The following is a 25,503-nucleotide window of genomic DNA, read 5'->3' as shown; positions in this document are numbered from 1 at the left end:
TCAGTCGACCCTTCCGTAGCAGTAGGAGAGGAGTAGTTCGTCGTCGGCGCTGGCGGCCTGCACTTCGCCGGAGATTCGGCCCTCGTGCATGATGATGATGCGGTCGGACATTCCGATGAGCTCGGGCAGTTCTGAGCTGACGGCGACGACGGTGGTGCCGCCGGCCACCAACTCGCGGATGAGGCGGTAGATTTCGGCTTTGGTGCCCACATCGATGCCGCGGGTTGGCTCGTCCATCAATAGCACCTTGGGTTTGCGGGCGAGCATCTTGGCCAGCACCACTTTCTGCTGATTGCCGCCGGAGAGCTGACCGACGGCTTGGCCCGGTCCGCGAGCCTTGATCCTCAGGTCGGTGAGTCCCTGTTGGGAGAGGTTTGAGATCTTTCGGCCGGATACCCAACCCAGCGAGCTCACGGTCTTGAGGTTGGCGATCGCGATGTTGTCCCGGATTGGAGCGCTCAGGATGACGCCCTGGCTGCGTCGTTCCTCGGGGACGAGGGCTATTCCGGCCTCAAGGGCTTGCCCGACGCCGAAGGCGCGCGGCAGGTGTTGGCCGGCGACTTCGACCGTCCCCGAGGAGTGCTTTTGGGCGCCGGCGAGAAGCCGCAGCAGCTCGCTGCGGCCGGAGCCGGCCAAGCCTCCGATGCCGAGGACTTCTCCGGCGCGTGCATGGAAGGAAATGTCCTTGACCCGCCGCCCGTTCAGGCCCTCGACGGAGAGGACCACCTGGTCGGTCGCGGTGCTGCGCTCCGGGAAGAGCTCGCCCGCCGGGCGGCCAACCATTGTGGAGATGACCTCGTTTACGGTGGTCTCAGCGACGGGTTTGGTAATGATGGTCTCGCCGTTGCGCATGACGGTGAGTCGGTCGCACAGTTCGAAGACCTCCTCGAGGCGGTGCGAAACGTAGACGATTGCGACTCCTTCGTCACGCAGGGTCCGGAGCACCGCGAAAAGGTCGGTGATTTCGAGGTCGGTGAGCGCCGCTGTGGGTTCGTCCAGAATCAGCACCCTGGCGTCGGTGGCCAGCGCACGGGCGACGGCCACCATTGTCTGCTGGACCGGTGAGAGGCTGCCTGCGAGCTTGCCGAGGGGAATGCTCTGATTCAACCGGTCGAGCTGCTCCTTCGCACGGCTCCGCAGGGCACGCCAGTTAACCAGGCCGCCACGGCTTGGTGTTTGTTCACCTAGCAGGATGTTCTCCGCCACGCTGATCGTGGGTACGATCGAGAGCTCCTGGTAGAGGGCTACGACGCCTTCTTTGTGGGCATCCCGGACGTTTCCGAACCTGAGCTCTTCGCCGTTGCGGAGGATATGTCCGGAGTCAGGCGTGTACAGCCCTGTCAGGATCTTGATGAGTGTCGATTTGCCCGCACCATTTTCGCCAAGTAACGCGTGAATCTCACCCGGCCGGACGGAGAGACGGACGCCATTGAGAGCGTGCACGCCGTCGAAGCGTTTGACGATGTTTCGCGCCTCCAGGGCAGCGGCCGGCTCCAGCAGGGCCGTCTCGGTCTGAGGCGGATTCAGGATGGTCATGCCGCTTGTCCTCCATCATCGATGTGGTTGCACCGGATGACGACTTTCGCGTGCTCCCCGCTCACGTGCATGGCGAACGCAGCCTCTGCGTCGTCGAGGTCGAAAACCATCCGGGTCAACTCGTCCACCTCGAGATACGGCAGGATCTGCAGCGCCCGCGGGAATGCATATGGGGACACGAAAACGCCGGTCAGGGTGAGTTCCTTGAGATAGAGGTAATCCGAGAGGTTGAGGGGCATCTCGAAGTCGTGCGGATACATCGCGCCGTAGACCACGGTTGCTCCCTTGGCGGCGATGTCGAGGAGGCCGCGCACTGCGCGAGTTGATCCGGATGCGTCAATGACCACATCGAACCCCCGGCCATCAGTGATCTCCTCCGCGCATTGGTACTGGTCTTCGCTGATCGGATCGATCACGAAGTCGGCACCCCGTAGGAGTGCCGACTTCCGGCGCTCCGCGATCGGTTCAATGAGGGTCAGAGAAGTAGCGCCGCTCATCTTCAGTACTTGCAGCGCGAGCTGTCCGATGGGACCACCGCCGCAGATGGCAACGCGGTCGCCAACCTTGATATTGGTCTTATCGGCAATCCGGACTGCAACTGAGGCGGGTTCAAGCAAGCAGCCCTTTAGTAGAGACAAACTCTCGGGAAGCTTGTAGACCTGCGACTCATGCCAGGTGACCGTCTCGGCCATGCCGGGTCGGTTGTACTCCTGAATGTGCTCGCAGAACTGCTGTTGCCCGCCACGGCAGTGTGTGCAGGTGCCGCAAAATCGCAGGAAGTTGCCCGCGACCCTGTCGCCGACGTTGAGTCCGTTGCGATGCGCCTTCTCTCCCAGTGCTTCGACCACCCCCGATAGCTCATGGCCGAGCCCGATCGGCACTTCCGTGCCGAAGAAACCTTCCGCGAGGTGGGGGTCGGACCCGCAGATGGCCGAATATGCGACGCGGATCCGGACATCTTCAGGTCCCAGTGGCGGCTCCGGGAAATCGACAAGGCCGATTCGGCCGCGGGCCTGCTCGTCGGGATCGCGGAGGCTCCCTATTTTGGTGACAGCTACTGTTTTCATTAGTCTCTCCGTTGAGCGCGTAACCGGTTCGGTGGATCAGGGCTGCGCGGCGATAACGCGCCTGGTGGCAGCAATCGTCGCCTCAAGTCCGTAGCCGTGTTTGTTGCGGAGCTCTTCGTCGTCCCCGAAGCCCGCATATACCTGTGGGATTCCGAGGCGCTCGAAGGCAGCAAGGTGGATGTTACGGTCGGCGACAACGTCAGCTACGCGCGTGGCAAGACCGCCGTACGAGAGGTGGTCCTCGACTATGATGAACCTGCCGCCGGTTTCCGCGGCGCACCGCACGATAAGCTCCTCGTCGATCGGCTTGAGCGTAAACATGTCAACGACCCGTACTGAGCGGCCGTCCTTTGCCAGCTCTTCCGCTGCATCCAGGGCCTGCGACACGACGGTCCCGTGAGTGAAGATTGTGGCCTCTGTGCCTTCGCGGGCGACAATTCCCTTGCCGATACGCACATCGTGCTGGCCGGGCTCGTAGAGCACCTTGTCTTTCTTGCCCACGGCAAGCCGGATGTAAATCGGCCCCTGCATAGTCATCGACTGGCGGATTATTTCTCCGACCATAAGCGGGTCGCCTATGGATGTGACGGTCATGTTGGTGAGGGCGCACATGAGTGCAAGGTCCTCGACGGCATAGTGGGTTGAGCCGCCGTTGCCGACCAGACCGCCGTGCGTACCAATGATCTTCACCGGGAGGTTGGGGTAGCAGACGTCGCTACGGACTTGCTCAAGAGCGCGCATGCTGAGGAAGGGGAGCATGCCTGAAACGACCGGGATGTTCCCGTCATACGCGAGGCCTGCGGCGATTCCAACGCATGCCTGTTCGGCGAGGCCCACATCGATGAAGCGTTCCGGGAATTTGTCACGGAATTCAACCAGCGTCGCTCCGATGTCGGGCGTTAGCACCCAAAGGTTGTTGTAGTCGTCGCCGAGTTCGGCAAGGGTCGATCCGATGACGGATCGTGCGGAGAGCATCTCTCCGAAGGTGAATGTGACGGGCATCAGACTGACTCCTTTTCGCGGGATGCTTCAAGCGCTGCAACGGCACGGTCCAGGTCGGCTGCTCCAAGGGACCCGGCGTGCCAGGCAAGGTTGCGCTCCATGAAATCAACGCCTTTGCCTTTGACGGTCTCGCAAATGACGACGGTAGGCCGGTTGCTGTCGCTCCCAGGCAGTGCGTCCAGCGCGTCGACCAGCTCGGCCATGTTGTGCCCGTCGATGGTGACCACGTTCCAGCCGAAAGCTGCCCACTTGTCCGGGTAGGGCTCAAAGACCACACGTTCCTCCGCGAAACTCGTCATCAGCTGACGGTTCCGATCGACGAACGCGACGAGATTGCCAAGTTTGTTACTACGGGCAGCCATCGCTGCCTCCCAGACGGATCCCTCACCGGTCTCCCCGTCACCGAGCAGGCAGAAGACTCGGTGTGACTCACTGCGACCCCGCGCACTCAGAGCCATTCCGACGGCCAGCGGCAGGCCGTGTCCGAGAGACCCGGTGGAACACTCCACGCCCGGCAGCTGCACTTTGCACGGGTGCATGCCATACGCGGAATCAAGTTGACCGTACGTCTCCACGATCCCTTCATAGGAAAAGAACCCCCGCATTGCCATTGCTATGTACATGCAGACAGCCGCATGGCCCTTGCTCAGGACAAAGCGGTCCCGCTCAGGATTAGCGATGTCCAAAGGGTCAACGTGCAGCCCATAGTGGTAGAGCGCTGTAAAAATATCCGCGGAGGACAGGTCACCCCCAATATGTACGGCCCCCTCGTAAGTCCCGCACAAATGCAACAGCTTCGACCTCAGCTCAAAAGCTAGATCCTCCAATTCCTTGACAGTATGCGGGCTCTCACTCGGCCGCAGGGTCATTTGGCCCATCTCATGCCTCCTCATTGAATGACACGGATGCCGATTTGCCGCCGTTTAGACGGCGTCCTCATCGACTCAATCGTGGTCAGCGAGCCTTATCTCAGGCTCCGATGTGACGAGACTAACACCAACCTGTTTACATGTAAACAAGTGGACCAGTAAACTTGTTATGTTGCTTGGCAGTGGATTCCGGCATGCTGGATTCACGACATAATCGTTTGGCAGGCATCTAGGACGGGGAACCCTGCGTGAGAATATCCACCACCGGCCCTTACTCGCCCGAAGGAGGGTCGTGACCAGCGAAAAGGATGAACGGCCACGTTCACTCGCTCCACCCGAGGCCGTCACGGATCCGCTTGAGGTGTCCATCGATCCGGAGAACTTCACACCACGGCTTCTTCACCTGCTCTCTAACTCCCTTGTATGGCGGGAGTCCCAGGAGATGCGCCGGAACTTCGGGCTTGGCACAAACGATTGGCGGGTCATCTCGGCCCTGGCGAGCCGCCCGGGCGCATCTGCAACGGAGGTGACGGAGTTCCTTGGGCTAAATAAGGCTGTCGTCTCCAAGAGTGTGAATACCTTGCTCAAACGCGCGCTTCTGCTGATGATCGATGGCCCTCGCGGCTCGAGACCCATGTACCTAACCAAGGCGGGAGCAGAGATGCACAACGCCATGCTGCCAATCTCGATGCGCGGGCAGGAGATCATCCTTGCCGATCTCTCGAATAGCGATGTCGACCAGCTCAACAGCCTACTGCGCCGCATGCTCGAGAAAGCCCGCGAGCTGCAGACGCTTGAGAACGGCGGATAACGCTTGACGGCACCACAGCCATGGGCGGCATCTGACCTAGGACGGCAACCACTTATCCAACCCGCGTAAAGCCCTTAGAGTGATGATGCTCCCGTCCCACCGGCAAGAGTGACCTCATAAGAGCCGGAAATCATGCGGAGTCTCGGCAAGGGCGACTTGTCGAAGCAGACGTCTAAGATTTCTCGAAACCGCATCAGATGAGTGTCTACTGAGCTATCGAACCAGGTCTCCTAGATGTTGGTCCAACGCGCCTGCTTAGGTAGCCAGGCTGAAACTCGCCCCAGACTCCGGGAAACCTCCTCACAGCCGGGACGTCGTGCAGTTGGGGCACACCCCAACCTGACTCAGGGCCTTGTGGGCCCCAAAATAATGGACTTCAATCCGAGTCGCTGAGAGGCTGGGTCCCGCCGCCGCCCACACCCAAGGACAATTCTCAACGGTTATCCACCACTACTGCTGCTCCGGGAGCCAATCCAGGGGCTCCCCATCTCAGCCGTGGATAACCCGAATTGACTTCAACTGTGGACGGAACTGAGTCACCCAGCGCGGCTTGTCCGAGCCTCGCCAGATTGAAGGATTATCCGTTATCGGATCCCGAAAACGTGCGGGGAAGTGCCTGCAAAAGGGGCTGTTCGCGGTGTCGGGCCTGGCCCGTCCCCCAGAACTCTCCGGACTTCTTCTTCAGTGTTTTCAGGACGCGCGCCTCGTGGTCGTGGTCTATATCTGGCGGGCGCCGTCCTTTAGTTTGCGGGATGTTGAAAGGGCAGGCTGGAACACAGGCGCAAACAGCATTTTCGAACGTCGTCTTTCCCGTTGCCAGCGTGTAGCGTCCCGCGCCTTCAACGAGGATGATCTTCAGGACCACGCCAACGATGACAGCCCAGAAGAGGCCGTAACCGTACCGGGAGCCCGCCACCAAAGTGGCCACCATGTCAGCAGCGCCCACCCCGGTGGCTGCGACCACCAGGCCGGGCCCGACGATGCGCCATTTGGCGGGACGGCCCCCGTCGTCGTCAATCCGGTCAGCGTGGCTCCCCCCGGAAGGAAGCTGCCCTCCTGCTACCGTCACCGGCTTTTTTATTGGGCTTCCGTCAGTGGCGTCGTTGCTCATGGTCTCTCATCAATGTTAGTTGGTCCCTGAACGAGGAGTTCAGGCCTATGTCAGCATTCTGATGGTTCTTCCGAACTGAAAGACGTTGGGAGGTGTTGGAGTTAAGCCATGAGCTCCGCTGATCCTGCCTCGGATCCTCCGGGTGCTCGACATAGTTCTCTTCCGCGGCCATGGCCCCGATGCTACCGCTTTGCCCTTCGGCCCTGCCGGTGCACGAGCTTGCCGGGTACGAGAGCTGCCGTACGGTGGCAGAAGTTTCACCACTTTCACCTACTTTCCCCCGAGGTCCCGTGCTGAATCCCTTCAAGCCGGCGGCCGGAGCGACGCCTCCAGAGTTGGTCGGGGGGCCGGGAGCTCGGGGACGAGCGTCCTTCCCGGAAAATCACTGCTTTCTCCGCAGCAGAGTTCGGACTGACTAAGCAGCTTCCACCGGAACGGGCCGTGGACTGGCGCGGGACCGGGAACGACCTGCTCCGCCTGCTGGACACCCAAGGCATAGGGGGCATCTTCCGGCTCCCTTGATCTGTTCTGATCGCTCACACCCACTCCCGGCGCCGATCGCCATCCCCTGTGCAATGCGCATCACTGTGGGTTCGATCTCATGGCCATTTCGACAAACCACCGCCGCCCACGGGTAGCCTTGAGCCATGGCCTCATCCGCACCCACCCTCGCGACGCGCTGGGCACCCCTGCCCCCACGAGTCGTGGCGGAGCTGCTTGGGCCATCTTCGGGCCGTTGGTGGCTGTCCGGAGGGGAGGCGCTTGACCACTGGCTCGGCACTAAGACTCGCGAGCACGACAATATCGATGTCAGCACGACGATCGCCGACCTGCCCCAATTGGTGCAAGACCTGCCGGCACCGTTTAGCGCGTGGGCTCCGTCAGGCGACGGCGTTCTCCCTTGGGCAGAGGCTGATATGGATGCCGATCTGCAGCCGATCCGTATCCATGACGACGCGACGGGCGCATGGGTACTGCAGGTCGACGTCGAGGACGGCACGGATCGCGTCTGGATTTATCGCCGAGATCCCCGACTGCAACTGCCGTGGGATCGTGCGGTGATCGACGTCGACGGCATCCCGACCGGGGCGCCCGAGGTGCAGCTGGTCTGGAAGGCGCTGCGTCCCCGTCCTGAGGACGACGCCGACAAGGATGCGGTTCTACCGGAGCTCTCAAACGAAGCCCGAGCCTGGTGGGAGCAAGCGATTCTGACGATCCACCCGCACTCGTCATGGTCGATTCATGTGCGTAGCCCGTTCGCACCGGGTAAGGCCAGCTGGAACAGGGCGAAACGCTAGCGCTTCCGCTTTGGCGTGCCGGCGATGGGAAGCCTGACTGCCCTGCCTGTGTCGCGTCGATGAGGTGGCCAATGGTCGGGCCTTCTCCCAGGTCATGCTGCCAGCGCCGTGAATAACGGCTGCCTTCATTACAAGAACCTCGTAATCTCTAGGTCGACTGGCGGCACCGGGTCGCACCGTCCCCACCAACCGCTTCAGTCGCGCTGATGCAGCGTGAGCGGCCTGTCGGATTTTGAGATCCCCGCAGACGCTTATGACTACGACTTGTATTCATCGGCCGCAACCGCATCAAGCACCAGCGAGCGGAACCATTGCTGCGCCTGCGAGAGGCTGGCCTCACGCCGCGTGTACAACTCCACCGGTGTGCTCTGCCCGGGCCAGGGCAGCTCGGCGATGCGAAGGCGGGGGAACCAGCCGCAGAACACCCCCGCTACATGTCGAGGCAGCAGGACGACCAGATCTGTCGCCTCGAGCACGGCGGGCACGGTGCCGTATTCCTCCATGGTCAGCACGACCTGGGACATCAGGTCGTGTTCGGTCAGCGCCTGAACAGGATAGACGTGACCGCCACGGGCGGAGACCCGCACAAAGCGCCTCCCCTCGAACATATCTGGCCCGGTCCGGGGCAGCGGATGCGACCCGGATGACAGCGCGACATATTCGACTGAACGCACGTGCGTCCTCCACAGCCGCGGTGTGGTGATCCGCGATACGGTCAGTGCCAGATCGATGGTGCCGCGGATCAGCCCGCCCTCGACCTCGTCTGAATCGAGCCGTTCTACCTGAATCCGCGGATCGGCGCCCACCCGCCCGAGGGCGATCATGATCGGTGGGAGGAACGTCTGCTCGCCGATCGAGGTGAGTCCGAGGACGAGTTCGCCGCTGAATCCGGTCGGTTCGAACACGTCCGATTCCATGACGGTCGCGTCTATTTGTGCCAAGGCGTTGTGTAGGGGCCCAAACAGTTGCGTCGCCTTCGCGGTCGGCACCATGTCGTTCCCTTCGCGCCGGAATAGCTCGTCGCCGAACCGCTCTCTGAGCCGCTTCAGGGAATGGCTGACGGTGGGCTGCGTCACGTGCAGCCGCTTGGCGGCACCCGTGACGCTGCGCAGCTCGTAGAGCGTGACGAATGTCCGGAGCTGGTTGAGGTCGGTGAACGTCATGTCATAGATTCTATCTATGGCTCTCTCTTTGCATATCTATTGGATCACAGTGGCACACACCCCCTAAAGTCAGGTTGGGGCCAGCGCTGATTCAACGACGTGCGGCTCCTCTCGCACCGCTTACACTCAGTGACAAGGACGACACGCGTGATTATCGACATCCACGGCCACTACACCACAGCTCCAACACAGCTCGGCGCCTGGCGTGACTTGCAGGTCGCATTCACTGAAGGACGCGCGGTCGCTCCTGACCCCGCGACCCTGCGCATCAGCGATGACGACATCCGTGAGACCATCGAGGCCAACCAGCTCAAGCTCATGAACGAGCGCGGCAGCGACGTCACCGTATTCAGCCCTCGTGCCTCATTCATGGCGCACCACATCGGAGACCTCGCTGTGAGCGAGACCTGGGCCCGGATCTGCAACGACCTGTGCGCCCGCGTCAGCGAGCTCTACCCCGAACGCTTCCTGACGGGGGCGATGCTCCCCCAGTCCCCCGGTACGGATCCCGCTACGAGCGTTGCCGAGCTTACTCGCGCCGTCGAGGAACTCGGCGCCGTCACGGTGAACCTCAACCCCGACCCGTCCGGCGGCAACTGGACGTCCCCGCCGCTAACCGATCGCTCGTGGTATCCGATTTACGAGAAGCTCGTCGAGTACGAAATCCCGGCCATGGTGCACGTCAGCACTTCGTGCAACCCGGCCTTCCACACGACCGGAGCGCACTACCTCAACGCCGACACCACCGCGTTCATGCAACTGCTCCAGGGCGACCTGTTCCGAGACTTCCCTGAGTTGAAGCTCGTAGTCCCTCACGGCGGCGGCGCCGTCCCCTACCACTGGGGGCGCTTCCGTGGGCTCGCAATGGCGCTGGGCAAGCCCGAAATCGAGGAGCACCTGCTGAACAACGTGTTCTTCGACACCTGCGTTTACCACCAGCCGGGCATCGACCTTCTCACCAAGGTCGTCCCGACCGAGAACATCCTCTTCGCGAGCGAGATGATCGGCGCCGTGCGCGACGTCGACCCGCGCAGCGGACACTACTTCGACGACACCAAGCGGTACGTCGAGGCCACCACGAACCTGAACGACGCGCAGCGCGAGCAGGTGTTCGAAGCCAACGCCCGCCGTGTCTACCCACGGCTTGACCGCGCCCTTACTGCGCGCGGACTCTGAGAGGACCATCAAATGCGACTGAACAACCTCGGCATCGTCCGCACCAACATCCAACGTCCGGATCCCACCGACGTCAAACGGCTTTCGCAGTTCGGCGTCGCCACTATCCACGAGGCGATGGGGCGAGTCGGGCTCCTGCGTCCCTACATCAGGCCGGCCTACACCGGCGCCAAGCTCTGCGGGCCGGCAGTGACGGTGCTGCTGCAGCCTGGTGACAACTGGATGTTCCACGTCGCCGCCGAGCAGGTGCAGGAAGGCGATGTCATCGTCGCCGGCTGCACCACCGAAAGCGAGGACGGCTTCTTCGGTGAGCTGCTCGCGACCTCGCTCACCGCGCGCGGCTGCAAGGGCCTGGTGATCGACGGGGGTGTCCGCGACGTCGCTGACCTCGAGAAGCAGGACTTCCCGGTCTTCTCTCGCGCGATCAACTCGAAGGGCACGGTCAAGGCGACCCTCGGGTCGGTGAACATCCCCGTAGTGGTCGCGAACGCCGTGGTGAACCCGGGCGACGTGGTCGTGGCCGACGTTGACGGCGTCGTGGTTGTCCCGCGCGAGCTTGTCGGAGCGGTGGCAGACGCCAGCCAGAAGCGCGAGGATAACGAGGAAGCCAAGCGCGTAAAGTTCCGTGAGGGCGTCTTGGGTCTGGATGTCTACGGCATGCGCGAGCCTCTCGCCAACGCCGGCCTGGAATACGTGGAGAACTGATGATGACACACGGCGATACCACCGGCAATTTTGATAAGTCGGAGGGCTGGCTCGACTGGTACGACGGGCCGAGCACACCGACATTTGAGCTGCCAGAGGGCTCCGTGGACGCCCACTGCCACGTGTTCGGCCCGGGCGGGCAGTTCCCGTATGCACCTCAGCGCAAGTACACCCCGTGCGACGCCTCGGCGGACCAGTTGTTCGCCTTGCGTGACCAGCTGGGCTTCGACCGCAACGTCATCGTGCAGGCGACATGCCACGGTTCCGACAACCGGGCCCTGGTCGACGCATTGCAGCGTAGCGGAGGGCGTGCCCGCGGTGTCGCAACGGTTCGCCGTGACGTGACCGATGAGGAGCTCGCCGAGTTGCACGCCTCCGGCGTCCGGGGGGTGCGCTTCAACTTCGTTAAGCGTTTGGTCGACCGCGTGCCGACCGACTCGCTCGAGGAGATCGTGGCCAAGATCGCGCCACTTGGATGGCACGTTGTGATCTACTTCGAGGCCGAGGATCTGCCCGAGCTGTACGACTTTTTCTCGTCGATCCCGACCGACCTGGTGGTCGATCACATGGGACGGCCCGACGTGACCAAGGATCCGGACGGTCCCGAGTTCGAACTGTTCCTGCGGTTCATGCGTGAGAACACCAACGTGTGGACCAAGGTTTCCTGCCCTGAGCGTTTGTCCGCCACCGGCCCTCGCGCTCTCAACGGCGAACAGCACGCCTACCGCGACGTCGTGCCGTTTGCCCGCCGTGTGGTCGAGGAGTTCCCCTCCCGCGTTCTCTGGGGCACCGACTGGCCGCACCCCAACCTCAAGGACCACATGCCCGACGACGGGCTTCTGGTCGACTACATCCCCCAGATTGCGGCGACGTCGGAACTGCAGCAGCAGCTGCTTGTCGACAATCCTCGCCGCCTCTACTGGCCCGAAGGAGTATGACATGGCACTCGACAAGCCGTACAAAGACGTACCCGGCACCACCATCTTTGATGCAGAGCAAGCCCGGAAGGGGTACAACCTCAATCAGTTCTGCATGTCCCTGATGAAATCGGAGAACCGCGAACGGTACTTGGCAGACCGCGAGGCGTACCTGGACGAGTGGCCTCTCAACCCGGTACAGCGCCAGGCGGTCCTCGATATCGACCTCAACACCTGCATCGCCGAGGGCGGGAACATCTACTTCCTGGCCAAGATCGGCGCCACTCACGGCCTGAGCTTCCAGCAGATGGCCGGCTCGATGACGGGCATGTCTGAGGCCGCGTACCGTGACATGATGATCGGCGGTGGGCGCCGCCCGGAGGGAAACCGCCTCAAGGATCTCGACGGATGGACGCCTCCTGAGCCCGGCGAGAAGGCCGAGACGATGCGGCAGGGTGCTCCGGCGCAGTACACCTCGGCACTATTCACCTCGCACGTGCCGGCGATCGGCGCGGCGATGGACCACGGCAAGACCGAGGAGCCGTACTGGAAGAAGGTGTTCTCAGGGTATGAGTGGACGCGAAAGTGGGCCAAGGAGAACCTGCCCGACGTCGTCATCCTGGTGTATAACGACCACGCCACGGCCTTCGACTCCTCCATTATCCCGACCTTCGTGCTGGGCACCGGCGCGGAGTACCCGGTCGCGGACGAGGGCTACGGCCCCCGCCCTGTGCCCGACGTCAAAGGCTATCCCGAGCTGGCCGCACACATCGCCCAGTCCGTGATCCAGGATGACTTCGACCTCACGCTCGTCAACGAGATGGTCGTAGACCACGGCCTTACGGTGCCGCTGTCGCTCGTGTATGGCGATGTGGAGGAATGGCCCGTCAGGGTCATCCCCCTCGCTGTAAACGTTGTGCAGTACCCGGTGCCGTCGGGACGTCGTTGCTACGAACTCGGGCGCGCGCTCCGCCGTGCGCTGGACAAGTGGGACGGTGAGCCGCTCAACGTGCAAATTTGGGGAACCGGCGGCATGAGCCACCAGCTGCAGGGCCCGCGCGCCGGCCTCATTAATGAGGAGTGGGACAACGCATTCCTGGACCACCTCATAGCCGACCCCACGGGCCTGACAGAATGGCAGCACATGGAGTACGTCGACGAGGCCGGGTCCGAGGGCATCGAGCTCGTCGACTGGCTCATCGCGCGCGGTGCGATGGATGATCAGTTCGGAGGCCAGAGCCCCGAGGTGAACCACCGCTTCTACCACGTGCCCGCGTCGAACACCGCCGTCGGCCACCTTGTTCTCACGAACCCGACCACCTGACCGCATCCGCAACAAAGGAGCCCCCATGACTGACAAGATCCGCGTGGCCGTCGTCGGCGCTGCAGGCGCCTTCGGCATGAAACATCTCGACGGCTTGATGAATATCCCCGATGCCGAGGTGACCGTCGTCAGCGGCACGCGGCTGGAACCAACCCAGGCGGTCGCCGAGAAATACGGCGTCGCGAACGCTGTGGTCGGACTGGACGCCGTGCTCGAGCGCGACGACGTCGACGCGGTGATCCTTGCGACGCCCACGGGGCTCCACGCGTCTCAGACCCAGGCGGTGCTTGCCGCCGGCAAGCACGTGCAGGTCGAGATTCCGCTGGCCGACTCGCTCGTGGACGCCGAGGCAGCACTTGAGGCGGCTGAATCATCCAATTGCGTCGCAATGGTCGGTCACACCCGCCGCTTCAACCCGTCGCACCAGTTGGTAAATAGCCGGATCGCCTCGGGCGAGTTCCACGTGCAGCAAATGGACGTGCAGACGTACTTCTTCCGCCGCACCAACACGAACGCGAAGGGCGAGGCCCGGTCCTGGACCGACCACCTCCTGTGGCATCATGCCGCGCACACTGTCGACTTGTTCGCCTACCAGGCAGGCAAGATCGTGCAGGCGAACGCGATCCAGGGCCCGATCCACCCCGAACTCGGCATCGCGATGGACATGTCGATCCAGCTCAAAAGCGAGTCGGGCGCGATCTGTACGCTGTCGCTGTCGTTCAACAACAACGGGCCATTTGGCACGTTCTTCCGCTACATCGGCGACACCGAGACCTACATCGCGCGCTACGACGATCTTTACAACGGCCGTGAGGAGCCGATCGACGTGTCGCGTGTTGCCGTCAGCATGAACGGTATCGAGCTGCAGGATCGTGAATTCATATCGGCTATCCGCGAGGGACGCGAGCCGAACTCGTCGCTTCGCCAGGTGATCGACTGCTACCGCGTGCTCGGTTCGCTTGAGAAGCAGCTGGCGTGAGGCTACCCCCTACCGGTCTGGGCTGTATGTCGCTGAGCCACGCGTACGGCGTCCCCCCGTCGCGTGACGAGGGGCTGGCGATGCTGCGCGCCGCTCTCGATGAAGGCATCGGGATGCTCGACACGGCAACACTGTACGGCGGCGGCCGCAACGAAGAGCTTGTAGGTGCTGCGATCGCGGGGCGCCGCGACGAGGTCTTCCTGGCGAGCAAGTGCGGGATGGCGTCCGTCGACGGCGTGAAAGTCATCGATGGACGCCCCGATACGCTGCACGCACAGGTCGATGCTTCGCTGAGCCGCCTCGGCGTCGACCACATCGACCTGTACTACCTTCACCGGTGGGACAAGAAGGTGCCGATCGGCGATAGCGTCGGCGCGCTGGCCGAGATGGTCGCCGCGGGCAAGATCGGCGCAATCGGCCTGTCCGAGGTGTCGGTGGCGCGACTGCGTGAGGCACAGGCAATCACCCCTATCGCGGCCGTGCAGAACGAGTACTCCCTGTGGAGCCGCAATGCCGAGCTTGGCATGCTCAACGCCACTCTCGAGGACGGCGTGACTCTGGTGGCGTTTTCGCCGGTCGCAAGGGGCTTCCTCGCTGATGCAATCAAGGACCCAAGTGAGCTGTCCCCGAACGACATCCGCCGCGGCATGCCGCGCTTCCAGCCCGAGCACTGGGGTGCGAATGCGGCGTTGCTGGCCTCCTGGCGAGAGCTGGCTGCGGAGGCCAGTTGCACCCCAGCACAGCTCGCACTGGCCTGGCTGCTCTCCCGCGGCGATCACGTTCTGCCGATCCCGGGAACAACGAGAGTCGCGCACCTGCGTGAGAACATGGCGGCGGCCGACATCAGTGTCGACGGCGCGCTGCTGGCGCGGGCCGGCGAGCTGATTGGCACGGCCACCATCTCTGGCGCGCGATATGCACCAGCAGCTGCCGCCGAAGTAGACGCCGAGATGTTCGAGGATGCCGCATGAGGGCAATCTCGTCGATGGCCACCCGCCATGTTCTCGCCGACCTCGCTGAAGCTGCCGCCGCCGCGGGACTACCGCTTCTGCAGCTCGAATCCGTCGGCGGAGTGGACGCCGCCCACCGGGTGACCGCCGGCGAACCGTTCGACCTTGTATTCCTCGCTGCTGACGCCCTCCAACGCCTCGCAGCTGAGGGCCACGTCAATCCGGCATCTATCGCCCCGATCGTATTGTCGGAGGTCGCCGTAGGCGTGCCCGCATGCACCGCCGATCCAGCCACATGTTCCGAAGGCACGGCCTTTGCAAATGCCGATGAGCTTCGCAGGGCCCTGCGCGCAGCGTCCCGCATCGGATACTCCACCGGACCGAGCGGCACCGAACTCTTGGGAATGATCGACCACTGGGGCATGACCGATGAGGTCGGCGACCAACTTATGCAGGCCCCTCCAGGCGTGCCCGTGGCGAGCCTGCTCGCCACGGGCGAGGTCGATCTCGGCCTGCAGCAGCTCAGCGAACTGGTCGGTCAGCCTGGCGTGCGCATCCTCGGCGTCCTCCCGGCCGACTGCGCGATCAGCACGGTCTTCGCGGGTGCCGTCGCGACTTCCTCCAACAACGCGGGTCGTGCTGCGGAAGTGTTGGCCTTCTTCCGCACCGACCTCGCGGCGTCCATCAAGTCGTCGCACAGTTTTCGCACGCCCTGAGGCCCTGCCGTGACGGATTGGCTGATACGGGTCCTGCAGACGTTGACACCGATGCGAGGCGCGCAGCCGACCATGGAGAACGAACGGGCGAAGCGCGGTCCTGCTTTCCACCTCGCCCCCGAGTCCTCGGCGAGCTGGGCCCACGTCTGAGGCCGTTCGGCCCTCCGTATGAGCATGTAAATTCCAGACGGCACCGGGCAGGCTGTACATCTAGGACGTCACGGTCGATTGGTTGCTGGGTTCCGCACGCGCTGCGTTCAGAGGACCTATTGCGAAACGACAGGTCCATCATGGCTGAACACACGGCGTTTAGACCATGCGCACCAACTGAGTACCGGCACGGCGGGGTCCCATTCGGCATCGGGGCGAACCGGATGCACGTCAGGTTCAAACAAGAATGCCGGGAATCCTTAAGGTCCCAACTCGGTGCGCAGCGCAGTGTCCATGGCGGCGTCGAGAACGCTCAGGGCCAGGACGGTGGCCCCATCGAGGACTTCCTGGTCCAACACCATCGAAATCGAAGGCCAGGATCGCCCCGCCGTCGTGGCCGAATTCCTCGCCCGCCTCTACAAGTAGAGTAGGGCTCTGAGTTCCCCCTGGCCCCTGATCCATCCGTCGGGGTGGACTACACCCCAACCTGACACGGGCCCTTGTTGATCCCAAGAACTAGGGGACTTCAGTGCGAGTCCACTGAGAGGCTGAGTCTCGCCGCCGCCTACACCCAGGGACAATTCTCATGGGTTATCCACCGCTACTGCTGCTCCGGGAGCTAGTCGAGGGGCTCCCAATATCCAGCCGTGGATAACCCGTATTAACCCTAGGCGTGGACGGAACAAAGTCATCTAGGCAGCTTCTCCGAGCCCCGGCAGGTTGACGGAATATCCGTGATCGGCGTTTGAAATCAGGCAGGGGAGTGCCTGCAAAGGCGCCCTTTCCTGCCATCATTCCGTGGCGTTTCCTCCCCGAAGGGGTGGTGGGCTTCGGTCCTGCCATACATTCCAGTCAGCGCACCAAAAAGGGCGTAGATGGTCAGATCTGGGCGTCCAAGGATTAGCAGGGCCAACGATGGAACTGCAACGCCTGCGTAGACCCGTAAGGCTGAAACGCAATCCCTGCTTGGAGGTGCGAAGCTGTGGAGTGTGCGCAAGTGATGTTTCACAGACCGCTGCTCCTCAGCCAGTCGATGACCGTTTCCTCTGGACTAGATCCAAAGCCCGTAGCCAAGATCTTTGAAGTACTAACGAAGCCAAAAATGTACGGTTTTCATGGGTGTGGGCAGCAAGGCGACGCTCTACTGCTCGCGGAGGTGGTCCGTGGGGACTCTGTCACGGTCGTACGTGATTTTGTCGTATCCGTGAGGTTCGGGCTTTCCTTCAACGTCGAGGTTAACAAATACAATCTCTTCGATGGTCAGAATGCTTTGACGGGTGATCATGTTCCGGACCTCCGCGCGCATCGTAAGGGAGGTGCGGCCAAATCTCGTAGCCGTCAGCCCCATCTCAACTAAATCCCCTTGGACTGCGGAGCTGACGAAGTTTATTTCGGAGATGTACTTGGTGACGGCGCGCCCATTGCCCAGCTGGATGATGGCGTATATCGCCGCTTCTTCGTCGATCCATTTCAACAGGCTTCCACCGAACAGTGTGCCGTTTGCATTAAGGTCTTCAGGCCGCACCCATTTGCGGGTACGGAAGCTGATATCAGACAGTTCCATGAACGGTTTGTCCGACTATTGGCGCTTGGGCGGGAGTTGTGAACGGTAGGCGTGGGTCGATGTCCTGACTCTCCCAGGTCTGCCGGATCCAGCCGTGGTGGGGATCATCGCTGATGAGCCAGTCCCTGACGCGACCCGGTCCGGCCATGACGTTGAGGTAATAGAGGTCGTAGCCAGGGGCTGCCATTGCCGGGCCGTGCCAGCCGTAGGGAACCAGGATTACATCGCCGGTGCGGACCTCGGCGGAGACGTCGATGGGCCGCTCGTCGGAGGCGTAGACACGCTGGTATCCGACGGGGTCTGCGTCGTTGGCTGGTGCGCCGGGTACTTCTGCGACCCGGGTTTCGAAGTAGTAGATCTCCTCGAGACTGGTCTCGCCGTCCTTGTCCTCATCATGCTTATGCGGTGGATAAGAGGACCAGTTTCCGGCAGGGGTAATGACCTCGCACACGATGAAGCGGTCTGCTTCCAGTGCGGCTGGGGTCCCAAAGTTGTGTACCTGGCGGGAGCAGTTGCCCGCGCCCCGAAGCTCGACCGGCGTTTCCGCAGCAGTGATGAGCCGGGTGGGATACTGGACCTTCGCCGGGGCCGTGGCGATCGCTACCCTGCCGCCATCGGCTGAACTGATAGTGATGGCGCGGCCTGTGCCCGAATACAGCACATCGGTGGGACCGCTGAAGACGTCGCGCCGGCCTGCGAGCTGAAACTCGTTACCCTGGACGGTGACAGTGAAGGCGCCGCCGAGCGGAACGACGATGCGTTCCTCTTCTGTTGCAGGAAGGTCGACGGCGGCGCCCGCAGCCAACGTAGCCACTTTCAGCCCTGTATGGACCCAACCATTCACCTCCGTTGCGGAATCGGAAGTTCCCAGGGAAATGTCCCAGCAGCCTTCGGAGGCGGTACCCAGTGGATATACCCATTCAGTCATGTGCTCTGCCTTTCGGTGTTTCGAGCGGTTTTCGCGGTCGGTTTCATCGCTGCACCAGAGTCATCTCGAAGCTGTAGGAATCAGCGCGATAGACGTGGCGGCCTGTCTCGACGTTCCGGCCTTTGTCGTCGACGGCGGTACGTTCCATGGTGACCAAGGCCGAGCCGGGTGCTGCCTCCAGCAGGCCGGCCTGGTAGTCGTTGGCGACCATGGCGCCGATTCTTTGGGTAGCCAAGCGGAAGTTCACGCCCCCCTCGCGCAGGATGCGGTACAAGCCCTGGCCAGCGAGGAGTTCTTCGCTGATGGCTGTGATGTCATCCCGTACCCAGTTCTCCATCAGCGCCAAAGGCTTGCCTCCCATTTTCCGCAGACGCGTGAAGTGGTAGACGGTGGCACCTGCCGGGAGGTGGAGGGCTTCGCGGGTGGCTTCGTCGGCTGCAGCATAATTGAAGGAGAGCACCTCGGAGGTGGGCTTACCGCCGCTATTGCTGAGATCGTCAAAAAGGCTGGAAAGTTCCAGCGGACGGCGTACTTGACTGGACACCACCTGAGTGCCGACGCCGCGTTTGCGGACCAGGAGCCCAGAACGAACCAGCTCATCCAATGCTTTCCGCATGGTGGGCCGGGACAAGTTTAAACGGGCTGCCCATTGAATTTCATTCTCAAGACGGCTGCCGGGTGCCAGCGCTCCGGAGTGAATTGCGGCCTCAACTCCCTGAACAACCTGGTGGTACAAAGGAACCGGGGAAGACCGATCAATGCTGAGTTCAAGCTGGTTAGCCATAAGTGCTCCTCTTGTGTGGCCCTGACCTTCTGCGTCAGGTATTGCCCCGGTCCGCTATATGTCCGGTTGATAGAACATTGTCGTTGGCTTGATGATACAGGGGCGCCCGGGCCTCATTTTTGGTTGCCCGAGAGTGGCAGCCAAGCCCGGCGCGCCCCGCTCCTCAGAGCTATGCCTCATGCTCGAGCGCTTCCTGCCTGATCTTTCTGTGATGGGTAATTTGAACCTTCGGGAGGCGCCTTGGAAGCCCCGGCCTTCCTTTTCAAGGAGGGGCGGTTTAGCCCTCTGCTGAGGGAACTCGGATTGAGTCCTCCTTGCGCTCTAGACCTTCCGACTGGCGGTCTGCTTTGTCTTGTGAACAACGTAGATGGCGCCCGTGGTGACATCCTCTTCAAGTGCTTCGAGGGTGCGTCCGCGTGTCTCCGGAACTTGGGTGTAGATGAAGGCAAGGGCGAAGATCCCCACGATGCCGAAGAGGAAGAACGATCCGGTGATGCCGACGGCCGCGACGAGGCTGGGGAAGTACAGGCCCAAGAAGGCATTGGCGATCCAGAGGCAGAAGACCGAGAGGCCAATTGCGAACCCGCGGATGTGCAGGGGGAAGATTTCCGAAAGCATGACCCACACGGCGATGTTGAGGAACGTCTGAACGGATCCTACGAACGCGACCACCAGGAAGAGGATCACGAAGGGCCGGGCGGTGTTCCCGACTGGAAGGACGATTGAGGCGATGCCGATGAGGAAGTGGCAGACGGTGGTCAGGGCGAACCCTGTCAGCAGGGTGGTGCGGCGGTTCATGGTCTGCATGAGCCGGAGGGCGATGACGCCTCCGACGACTGCGATGACGCCAGGAGCGATGTTGGCGATAAGTGCCCCATCTGAGCTGAAACCTGCCTCGACGAGCACTGATTGGCCGTAGTACATGATTGAGTTGATGCCGGTGAGCTGCTGGGCGACGCCGAGGCCGATGCCTACGAGCAGGATGCGAAGAAGCCACCTGTTGCGCAAAGCACTCCAGCCAGACCACTTTATTTCCTGTTCTTCGTCGGCGAGGTGCTTGACTTCGGCCAGTTCGGCGGCGGCGCGTTCAGGAGAGCGGATCGTGGTGAGAACTGCGAGGGCTTCCTGGGCGCGGCCTTGGGAGGTGAGCCAGCGAGGCGATTCGGGCATCCGGAGCATGCCGAAGAAGAGTGCGAGGGCAGGCAGGGCTGCGACGGCGAGCATGTACCGCCAAACACCTCCGAACTCTGCCCAGACGTTTCCGATGATTGCGTTGATGACGAATGCGGCCAACTGGCCGACGACGATCATCAGCTCGTTGCGGCCAGCGAGGGAGCCGCGGATCTCGTAGGGGGCAAGTTCTGCAAGGTATACAGGAACAACGGTGGATGCGCCGCCGACGGCGAGGCCTAGGATGACGCGGCCGAGGACCATTACCTCGAAGGTCGGCGCAAAAACGCACGCGAGGGTACCGAGGAGGAACATGACGGCGAGAAGGATGATGGTCTTTCGTCGTCCCCAGACATCGGAAAGTTTGCCGCCGCCGATTGCACCGGCAGCAGCGCCAAACAGGAGAGAACTGGTCACAATCCCTTCTGTGAGGGGGGTGAGACCCAGTTCAGAGGTCATTGGGCGCAGCGCGCCGTTGATGACCCCTGTGTCGTAACCGAAGAGCAGGCCGCCGAACGTCGCCGTGAGGGCCACCAGTCCAAGGCGCTTGCGGTGGGGCCCGTTGGTCAGGGGTGGAAGGGGTGTCGGATTGGATGCTCCCGGGTGGGATTGGAGGGTTGCCATGGGACTCCTTTGTCGGGTTGGGCAAGTCGTGCGTTGTCGCTTGGGACGACTGGCATTTAGGAATGGGTTTCAGGGAGATTCGGGTGGTGCGGTTCGCAGCTCAATGGACAGTTCAGCGTCCACTGGCGGGAAAACGGTGTGTTCCACGAGGGACCAGTTTGCCGTCAGCTGTTGTTTTTCTGGACGTACTGCTGCATGGTCTCCAGCTGGTAGCGGGAAACCTCTGCGGCGTTGTCGTCCTCAGCAAAGACGCTGGAAACCATCACGGTATTGTCGCGGTCCAGGAAGCCGATTTCCTTGAGACCGCCGAAGAACTCGTCCCAGTTGACGTCCCCGTCACCGATCTTGAGGTGCTGGTGGACGCGGACGGGATTGCCCGGCGGGTTGGTGATGTAGCGGAGTCCGTGGGACGCGTGGTGGTCCATGGTGTCGGCGACGTGGACGAGGCGGAGCTTGTCGCCCGCTGCCCGCATGATGTCCAGGGGCGCGTTCTTCATGTGGAAGCTGTGGGAAGCGACGTAAACGATGCCCACGTTCTTGGAGTTCAGTCCCCTGATCACACGGATGGCAGCCAGCCCTTCCTCGACGAAGTCGTCCGGGTGCGGATCGATCAGCAAGTCAATGCCCTCGCGCTCGATGATCGGAAGCAGTTCCTCCATGGAGCGGTAAAAGGCCCGCTCTGATTCTTCGGCCTTTTCCGGCCGGCCGCTGAATTCGGTGTTCATAGTGCTGACTCCGAGGTCCACGGTGATCTGGATGGCGCGCTTCCAATAGCGGACAGCCGCTTCCCGGGCATCCTCGTCCGGCCCGGACCAGCGAAGGACCGGCAGGACGGACGCGATTTCAATTCCCGCATCCAGGCACGCTTTGTTGAGCTGGCCCACCAGCTCATCGTCGGCCTTCGGATGGTTGTAGAAGGGGATGAAGTCCGCGTGCGGGGTCAACTGCATGTACTTGTAGCCGAGGTCCGCCACCACCCCGGGGAACTCGAGCAGGCTGTGCGAGTGGTGGAAAGGGGTGGGGTCAAGTGCAATTTTCACGTGGGACACTCCATTGTGGGTGAGTCAATTGTAGGTACGGTGGAAGGACCGGGGAGGGGGCTGCAGCCCCTCCCCGCCGGTTCCTAGCTGTAGAGGGCAGGCTTGGAGTTCAGCTTGACGGCGACCTTTTCGCCGTTCTTCTGTGCCTCGACGCCGGCCTCGCAGCAGGCTGCGGTGGCGTACCCGTCCCACGCGGTCGGACCGCCTATTTCGCCGCGGCGGGCGGCGTCCACCCACGACTGGATTTCGACGTCGTAAGCCGCACCGAAACGCTCCTCGAAGCCGGGAGTGACGTTGCCGCCCCAGCGGCCGGCGCTGCGGGTATATGGTCCCTTGTCGCCGCCGATGCTGACGATGCCCTCCTCGAAGGAGGCTTGGGTGGCCACTTCGTAGCCGAACTTGGCATTGACGTAGATTTCCACGTCGGCCAGAACGCCTGATTCGGTCTCCAGCAGGACTTGCTGGGGGTCGTGCTGACCGGACGGAGCGTTCTTCGTGGTCTTACCCAGCCGGACCTGCACGGACGTGATTTCCTCGCCGGTGAAGAAGCGGATGGCGTCAAATTCGTGCACGACCGAATCGTTGATCAGCATCTCGTCGGTGAAACCCTCGGGGGTGCTTGGATTACGGTGCTGGTGGTGAAGCATCAGCAGCTCGCCAAGCTCACGGTCACGGATCACTGAACCTAAGGCGGCGTATTCGGCGTCGAATCGGCGCATAAAGCCCACTTGGATGAGTTTGTGGCCAAGCGCAGTTTCGGCTTCGACGATCTTCCACGCGCTTTCTGCATCCGGTGTGAGCGGCTTTTCGCAGAGAATCGGGAAATCCTTCTCGAGGGCTTTGTAGAGGATGTCCTCGTGCAGGAAGCCTGGCGTGGCGATGAGGACGGCGTTGACGTCGCCGTTGTTGAGGGCTTCCTCGGCGTCGGCCAGGGCAACGGCACCGGGGATGCCTTCGATGGCGGCCTGGGCGCGGGCCAGGTCAACATCGACAACGGCTGCCACTTCGGCGCCATGGATGCGGTGGTGGAGGCGCTGGATGTGGTCCGCGCCCATGCGGCCGGCGCCGATGACGGCGACGCGAAGGGTTTCAGTCATGGTTCATTCCTTTGGGGTGAGGCTTGCGAAAGTGAGGGAGGGTGTCTCAGCTGACCGTAGTGCGGGAACCGCAGGACAGCAGGTAGTTGCGGGTGCGCTTGGCGATGGGCATGGGTACATCGAACGCTACGGGGTACATGTCCTGCTCCACGATGCCGAAGATGGGGCGGTTCAGTGCCTCTACGGCTTCGATGACGGCGCGGAGGTCCGGCAGGCCATTCGGCGGCTCGGTCATGACGCCGGCCAGGTTCGCTGCGGCCCAGGTCATGTTTTCCTCGTTGACCTTCTTCAGGATCTCCGGGTTGATCTGCTTCAGGTGCAGGTAGCCGATGCGGTCCGGGTAGTTCTTGATCAGCTCGAGGCTGGAGGCGCCGCAGTATTCGGCGTGCCCGGTGTCCAGGCACAGGTTCAGGTACGTGGGGTCGGTTGCTGCCAGCAGCGTTTCGATGTCCTCCTGGGCCCCGACGTGCGAATCGGCGTGGGAGTGGAACTGCTGCTTCAGGCCAAAGTCCTCCAGCAGGGTCTTGCCCAAACGGTTGTGGCCGGTAAACAGGTCGCTCCAGGCCTTCTCGGTGAGCTGGCCGCTTTCGACGGCTTCGCCGGTGACGTCGTCACGCCACATGGCCGGGATCACCACAATGTGCTCGCCGCCCATGGCTGCCGTCAGCTCGGCTACCTTGCGGGCAGGCTCCCACGCGGTCTGCCACTGGTCAAGACCTCGATGGAACGCAGTGAAGACGGTACCGGCCGAGATCTTGAGGTCGCGCTGCTTCAGTTCATCGGCCAGACGGCTGGGATCGTTGGGCAGGTAGCCGTAGGGGCCGAGCTCGATCCACTTGTAGCCGGATTCGACCACTTCATCGAGGAACCGCTCCCACGGCGTCTGCTTGGGGTCATCCGGGAACCAGACACCCCAGGAATCGGGGGCGGTGCCGATGATCAGCTTGTTCTCAGTCATGACAGCGTTGTCCTTCTTCTTGGGCGGTGGGGATCAGTTGGAGGGGAAGTTGTAGGAGGCGCCGGAGGCGTGGTGGGTTTCGGGCCAGCGGGAGGTGATGACCTTGCCACGGGTGTAGAAGGAGACGCCTTCGGGGCCGTAGATGTGCTTGTCGCCGAAGAGGGAGGCTTTCCAGCCACCGAAGGAGTGGTAGGCCACCGGGACGGGCAGGGGGACGTTGATGCCGATCATGCCGACGGTGACGGAGCGCTGGAACTTCCGGGCCGCGGCGCCGGAGGAGGTGAAAATGGCGGTGCCGTTGCCGTAGGGGTTGGCGTTGATCAGCGTGATGCCGTCTTCGAGGGTGTCAACGCGAACCACCACGAGGACGGGTCCGAAGATTTCCTCGGTGTAGGCGGTCATTTCGGTCTTGACGTGGTCGATGACGGTGGGGCCGACCCAGAAGCCGTCTTCGTGGCCGGGGACGACGAGGTCGCGGCCGTCCACCACCATCGCCGCACCGGCGGTTTCGGCTTCGGTGACGATCCTGACGATGCGTTCCTTGGACGCCGGGGTGATGACCGGGCCCATTTCGGCGTCGGGCGCGGTGCCGTTGTTGACCTTCACGGCCAGGGCACGCTCTTCGACCTTCTTCACGATCAGGTCCGCGGCGTCCCCGACGGCGACCGCGACAGAGATCGCCATGCAGCGTTCCCCGGCGGAGCCGAACGCGGCAGCTGCCAGATGGTCCGCGGCGTTGTCCAGGTCCGCATCGGGCATGATGATGGCGTGGTTCTTCGCCCCGCCCAGGGCCTGAACCCTTTTGCCGTGCTTGGTCGCGGTCTCGTGGACGTACTGCGCGATCGGGGTGGACCCGACGAACGAGATCCCGTCCACGTCCGGGTGGGTCAGCAGACCGTCAACGGTTTCCTTATCACCGTGCAGGACCTGGAACACGCCGTCGGGCAGGCCGGCCTGCTTCCACAGCTTCGCCAGCAGCATGGAGGCCGAAGGGTCGCGTTCGGAGGGCTTAAGGATAAACGCGTTGCCGGTAGCGATCGCCATCGGCGCCATCCACAAAGGCACCATGACCGGGAAGTTGAACGGGGTAATCCCGGCAACAACACCCAGGGGTTCGCGGAAGGAGAAGACGTCAATGCCGGTGGAAACCTGATCCGAGTAATCACCCTTGACCAGGGACGGGATGCCACAGGCGAACTCAATGACCTCGAGGCCGCGGCCGATCTCACCCTTGGCGTCGGAGAGGACCTTGCCGTGCTCGGCCGTGATCAGCTGGGCCAGGTCGTCCACGTGCGCTGCGACGAGTTCGCGGAACTTGAACAGCACGGCGGTGCGCTTGGCCAGCGAAATATCACCCCAGGTATCGGCGGCCTTGCGGGCGGCGGCGACGGTCGCGTCCAGGTCCGCCCGGTTGGCCAGGCGAAGTTCCGCGCTGACCTGGCCGGTGGCCGGGTTGTAGACCGACGTGGTGCGGTCGCCTTCGCCGGCGGTTTCGGCGCCGTTGATGAAGTGGTTGATGGTGGTGGTCTCAGTGGTGGTGGCAGTCATGGGGACTCTTCCTTGA

At 62.6% G+C, this 25,503-nt stretch carries 22 protein-coding genes and 2 pseudogenes; 10 read left to right on the top strand and 14 right to left on the bottom strand.

The features are described from left to right. The 4 genes from ACKAE7_RS00735 to ACKAE7_RS00720 are packed head-to-tail and all read right to left on the bottom strand — an operon-like array spanning position 1 to position 4,474. The gene (locus ACKAE7_RS00735; protein WP_408978256.1) at positions 1 to 1,536 is read right to left on the bottom strand and encodes a sugar ABC transporter ATP-binding protein; all 1,536 of its coding nucleotides are present in this window, start codon (positions 1,534 to 1,536) and stop codon (positions 1 to 3) included. Next, positions 1,533 to 2,603, bottom strand: a complete 1,071-nt coding sequence (locus ACKAE7_RS00730) for a zinc-binding dehydrogenase (RefSeq protein ID WP_408978255.1) — start codon at positions 2,601 to 2,603, stop codon at positions 1,533 to 1,535. Before ACKAE7_RS00730 ends, ACKAE7_RS00735 begins: the two co-directional genes overlap by 4 nt. A 36-nt stretch (positions 2,604 to 2,639) precedes the next feature. Next, positions 2,640 to 3,605 (bottom strand): transketolase family protein, encoded by a 966-nt coding sequence (locus tag ACKAE7_RS00725; RefSeq protein WP_408978254.1) that lies wholly within the window; start codon positions 3,603 to 3,605, stop codon positions 2,640 to 2,642. Continuing rightward, entirely contained in the window at positions 3,605 to 4,474 is an 870-nt protein-coding gene (locus ACKAE7_RS00720) for a transketolase (protein ID WP_408978267.1), read from the bottom strand. The genes ACKAE7_RS00725 and ACKAE7_RS00720 overlap by 1 nt, the downstream gene beginning before the upstream one ends. 292 nt (positions 4,475 to 4,766) lie before the next feature. On the opposite strand from ACKAE7_RS00720, the gene ACKAE7_RS00715 reads away from it, so the two are divergent. After that, positions 4,767 to 5,285, top strand: coding sequence for a MarR family winged helix-turn-helix transcriptional regulator (locus ACKAE7_RS00715; RefSeq protein ID WP_408978253.1), 519 nt, complete (start codon positions 4,767 to 4,769; stop codon positions 5,283 to 5,285). Between the two features lie 793 nt (positions 5,286 to 6,078). Here the strand turns inward: ACKAE7_RS00715 and ACKAE7_RS00710 are convergent. Next, positions 6,079 to 6,303: pseudogene (locus ACKAE7_RS00710) on the bottom strand (Nramp family divalent metal transporter); the annotation flags it as partial. Positions 6,304 to 7,043: 740 nt separating this feature from the next. Here ACKAE7_RS00710 and ACKAE7_RS00705 point away from each other — a divergent pair. Beyond that, on the top strand, positions 7,044 to 7,694 hold the full coding sequence (locus ACKAE7_RS00705) for a nucleotidyltransferase domain-containing protein (RefSeq protein ID WP_408978252.1): 651 nt from the start codon (positions 7,044 to 7,046) through the stop codon (positions 7,692 to 7,694). Positions 7,695 to 7,951: 257 nt separating this feature from the next. Here the strand turns inward: ACKAE7_RS00705 and ACKAE7_RS00700 are convergent, their stop codons facing one another. Next, entirely contained in the window at positions 7,952 to 8,857 is a 906-nt protein-coding gene (locus ACKAE7_RS00700) for a LysR family transcriptional regulator (RefSeq protein ID WP_408978251.1), read from the bottom strand. A gap of 147 nt (positions 8,858 to 9,004) precedes the next feature. Between ACKAE7_RS00700 and ACKAE7_RS00695 the strand changes: the two genes are divergently transcribed. The 8 genes and pseudogenes from ACKAE7_RS00695 to ACKAE7_RS00660 all read left to right on the top strand — a co-directional run. Further along, positions 9,005 to 10,033, top strand: a complete 1,029-nt coding sequence (locus tag ACKAE7_RS00695; RefSeq protein WP_408978250.1) for an amidohydrolase family protein — start codon at positions 9,005 to 9,007, stop codon at positions 10,031 to 10,033. Between the two features lie 12 nt (positions 10,034 to 10,045). After that, entirely contained in the window at positions 10,046 to 10,738 is a 693-nt protein-coding gene (ligK, locus tag ACKAE7_RS00690) for a 4-carboxy-4-hydroxy-2-oxoadipate aldolase/oxaloacetate decarboxylase (RefSeq protein WP_408978249.1), read from the top strand. After that, positions 10,738 to 11,676: an amidohydrolase family protein gene (locus ACKAE7_RS00685; protein WP_408978248.1), complete on the top strand. Its 939-nt coding sequence runs from the start codon at positions 10,738 to 10,740 to the stop codon at positions 11,674 to 11,676. The genes ligK and ACKAE7_RS00685 overlap by 1 nt, the downstream gene beginning before the upstream one ends. A gap of 1 nt (position 11,677) precedes the next feature. Beyond that, entirely contained in the window at positions 11,678 to 12,979 is a 1,302-nt protein-coding gene (locus ACKAE7_RS00680; RefSeq protein ID WP_408978247.1) for a protocatechuate 4,5-dioxygenase subunit alpha/beta, read from the top strand. Between the two features lie 25 nt (positions 12,980 to 13,004). Then, complete coding sequence (locus ACKAE7_RS00675) at positions 13,005 to 13,958, top strand: Gfo/Idh/MocA family oxidoreductase (RefSeq protein ID WP_408978246.1); 954 nt, start codon at positions 13,005 to 13,007, stop codon at positions 13,956 to 13,958. A 26-nt stretch (positions 13,959 to 13,984) separates the two neighbouring features. Continuing rightward, positions 13,985 to 14,929, top strand: a complete 945-nt coding sequence (locus ACKAE7_RS00670; protein ID WP_408978245.1) for an aldo/keto reductase — start codon at positions 13,985 to 13,987, stop codon at positions 14,927 to 14,929. Further along, positions 14,926 to 15,624 carry a substrate-binding domain-containing protein gene (locus ACKAE7_RS00665; RefSeq protein ID WP_408978244.1) on the top strand — a complete coding sequence of 233 codons (699 nt, stop codon included), beginning with the start codon at positions 14,926 to 14,928 and terminating at the stop codon, positions 15,622 to 15,624. Before ACKAE7_RS00670 ends, ACKAE7_RS00665 begins: the two co-directional genes overlap by 4 nt. A 498-nt stretch (positions 15,625 to 16,122) precedes the next feature. Continuing rightward, positions 16,123 to 16,200, top strand: a pseudogene (locus tag ACKAE7_RS00660) (MaoC family dehydratase); the annotation flags it as partial. A 715-nt stretch (positions 16,201 to 16,915) separates the two neighbouring features. Here ACKAE7_RS00660 and ACKAE7_RS00655 read toward each other — a convergent pair. The 8 genes from ACKAE7_RS00655 to ACKAE7_RS00620 form a co-directional block, all read right to left on the bottom strand. Next, a complete protein-coding gene (locus ACKAE7_RS00655) occupies positions 16,916 to 17,338 on the bottom strand; it encodes an acyl-CoA thioesterase (protein ID WP_408978243.1) in 423 nt (140 codons plus the stop codon). After that, positions 17,325 to 18,266 carry a 5-deoxy-glucuronate isomerase gene (iolB, locus tag ACKAE7_RS00650; protein ID WP_408978242.1) on the bottom strand — a complete coding sequence of 314 codons (942 nt, stop codon included), beginning with the start codon at positions 18,264 to 18,266 and terminating at the stop codon, positions 17,325 to 17,327. The genes ACKAE7_RS00655 and iolB overlap by 14 nt, the downstream gene beginning before the upstream one ends. 43 nt (positions 18,267 to 18,309) lie before the next feature. Further along, positions 18,310 to 19,050 carry a GntR family transcriptional regulator gene (locus ACKAE7_RS00645; protein WP_408978241.1) on the bottom strand — a complete coding sequence of 247 codons (741 nt, stop codon included), beginning with the start codon at positions 19,048 to 19,050 and terminating at the stop codon, positions 18,310 to 18,312. A gap of 321 nt (positions 19,051 to 19,371) precedes the next feature. Further along, on the bottom strand, positions 19,372 to 20,844 hold the full coding sequence (locus ACKAE7_RS00640; RefSeq protein WP_408978240.1) for a sugar porter family MFS transporter: 1,473 nt from the start codon (positions 20,842 to 20,844) through the stop codon (positions 19,372 to 19,374). A gap of 164 nt (positions 20,845 to 21,008) precedes the next feature. Further along, positions 21,009 to 21,884 (bottom strand): sugar phosphate isomerase/epimerase family protein, encoded by an 876-nt coding sequence (locus tag ACKAE7_RS00635; protein ID WP_408978239.1) that lies wholly within the window; start codon positions 21,882 to 21,884, stop codon positions 21,009 to 21,011. Between the two features lie 83 nt (positions 21,885 to 21,967). After that, positions 21,968 to 22,981 carry a Gfo/Idh/MocA family protein gene (locus ACKAE7_RS00630; RefSeq protein WP_408978238.1) on the bottom strand — a complete coding sequence of 338 codons (1,014 nt, stop codon included), beginning with the start codon at positions 22,979 to 22,981 and terminating at the stop codon, positions 21,968 to 21,970. A 46-nt stretch (positions 22,982 to 23,027) separates the two neighbouring features. Beyond that, positions 23,028 to 23,939: a sugar phosphate isomerase/epimerase family protein gene (locus ACKAE7_RS00625; RefSeq protein ID WP_408978237.1), complete on the bottom strand. Its 912-nt coding sequence runs from the start codon at positions 23,937 to 23,939 to the stop codon at positions 23,028 to 23,030. A 33-nt stretch (positions 23,940 to 23,972) separates the two neighbouring features. Further along, entirely contained in the window at positions 23,973 to 25,487 is a 1,515-nt protein-coding gene (locus ACKAE7_RS00620; protein ID WP_408978236.1) for a CoA-acylating methylmalonate-semialdehyde dehydrogenase, read from the bottom strand. Positions 25,488 to 25,503: the final 16 nt, after the last annotated feature.

This window comes from Pseudarthrobacter sp. NKDBFgelt, assembly GCF_046097905.1.
GTDB lineage: Bacteria > Actinomycetota > Actinomycetes > Actinomycetales > Micrococcaceae > Arthrobacter > Arthrobacter polychromogenes.
This window is presented reverse-complemented; position numbering and strand designations above follow the sequence as displayed.

Bases quoted from the DNA above. Each gene is read 5' to 3' on its own strand.
- ACKAE7_RS00720 (WP_408978267.1), bottom strand. From the start codon at position 4,474: ATGACCCTGCGGCCGAGTGAGAGCCCGCATACTGTCAAGGAATTGGAG.
- ACKAE7_RS00730 (WP_408978255.1), bottom strand. From the start codon at position 2,603: ATGAAAACAGTAGCTGTCACCAAAATAGGGAGCCTCCGCGATCCCGAC.
- ACKAE7_RS00700 (WP_408978251.1), bottom strand. From the start codon at position 8,857: ATGACGTTCACCGACCTCAACCAGCTCCGGACATTCGTCACGCTCTAC.
- ACKAE7_RS00675 (WP_408978246.1), top strand. From the start codon at position 13,005: ATGACTGACAAGATCCGCGTGGCCGTCGTCGGCGCTGCAGGCGCCTTC.
- ACKAE7_RS00705 (WP_408978252.1), top strand. From the start codon at position 7,044: ATGGCCTCATCCGCACCCACCCTCGCGACGCGCTGGGCACCCCTGCCC.
- ACKAE7_RS00630 (WP_408978238.1), bottom strand. From the start codon at position 22,981: ATGACTGAAACCCTTCGCGTCGCCGTCATCGGCGCCGGCCGCATGGGC.
- ACKAE7_RS00670 (WP_408978245.1), top strand. From the start codon at position 13,985: ATGTCGCTGAGCCACGCGTACGGCGTCCCCCCGTCGCGTGACGAGGGG.
- ACKAE7_RS00680 (WP_408978247.1), top strand. From the start codon at position 11,678: ATGGCACTCGACAAGCCGTACAAAGACGTACCCGGCACCACCATCTTT.
- ACKAE7_RS00625 (WP_408978237.1), bottom strand. From the start codon at position 23,939: ATGACTGAGAACAAGCTGATCATCGGCACCGCCCCCGATTCCTGGGGT.
- ACKAE7_RS00685 (WP_408978248.1), top strand. From the start codon at position 10,738: ATGATGACACACGGCGATACCACCGGCAATTTTGATAAGTCGGAGGGC.
- ligK (WP_408978249.1), top strand. From the start codon at position 10,046: ATGCGACTGAACAACCTCGGCATCGTCCGCACCAACATCCAACGTCCG.
- ACKAE7_RS00735 (WP_408978256.1), bottom strand. From the start codon at position 1,536: ATGACCATCCTGAATCCGCCTCAGACCGAGACGGCCCTGCTGGAGCCG.
- iolB (WP_408978242.1), bottom strand. From the start codon at position 18,266: ATGACTGAATGGGTATATCCACTGGGTACCGCCTCCGAAGGCTGCTGG.
- ACKAE7_RS00645 (WP_408978241.1), bottom strand. From the start codon at position 19,050: ATGGCTAACCAGCTTGAACTCAGCATTGATCGGTCTTCCCCGGTTCCT.
- ACKAE7_RS00725 (WP_408978254.1), bottom strand. From the start codon at position 3,605: ATGCCCGTCACATTCACCTTCGGAGAGATGCTCTCCGCACGATCCGTC.
- ACKAE7_RS00655 (WP_408978243.1), bottom strand. From the start codon at position 17,338: ATGGAACTGTCTGATATCAGCTTCCGTACCCGCAAATGGGTGCGGCCT.
- ACKAE7_RS00640 (WP_408978240.1), bottom strand. From the start codon at position 20,844: ATGGCAACCCTCCAATCCCACCCGGGAGCATCCAATCCGACACCCCTT.
- ACKAE7_RS00665 (WP_408978244.1), top strand. From the start codon at position 14,926: ATGAGGGCAATCTCGTCGATGGCCACCCGCCATGTTCTCGCCGACCTC.
- ACKAE7_RS00620 (WP_408978236.1), bottom strand. From the start codon at position 25,487: ATGACTGCCACCACCACTGAGACCACCACCATCAACCACTTCATCAAC.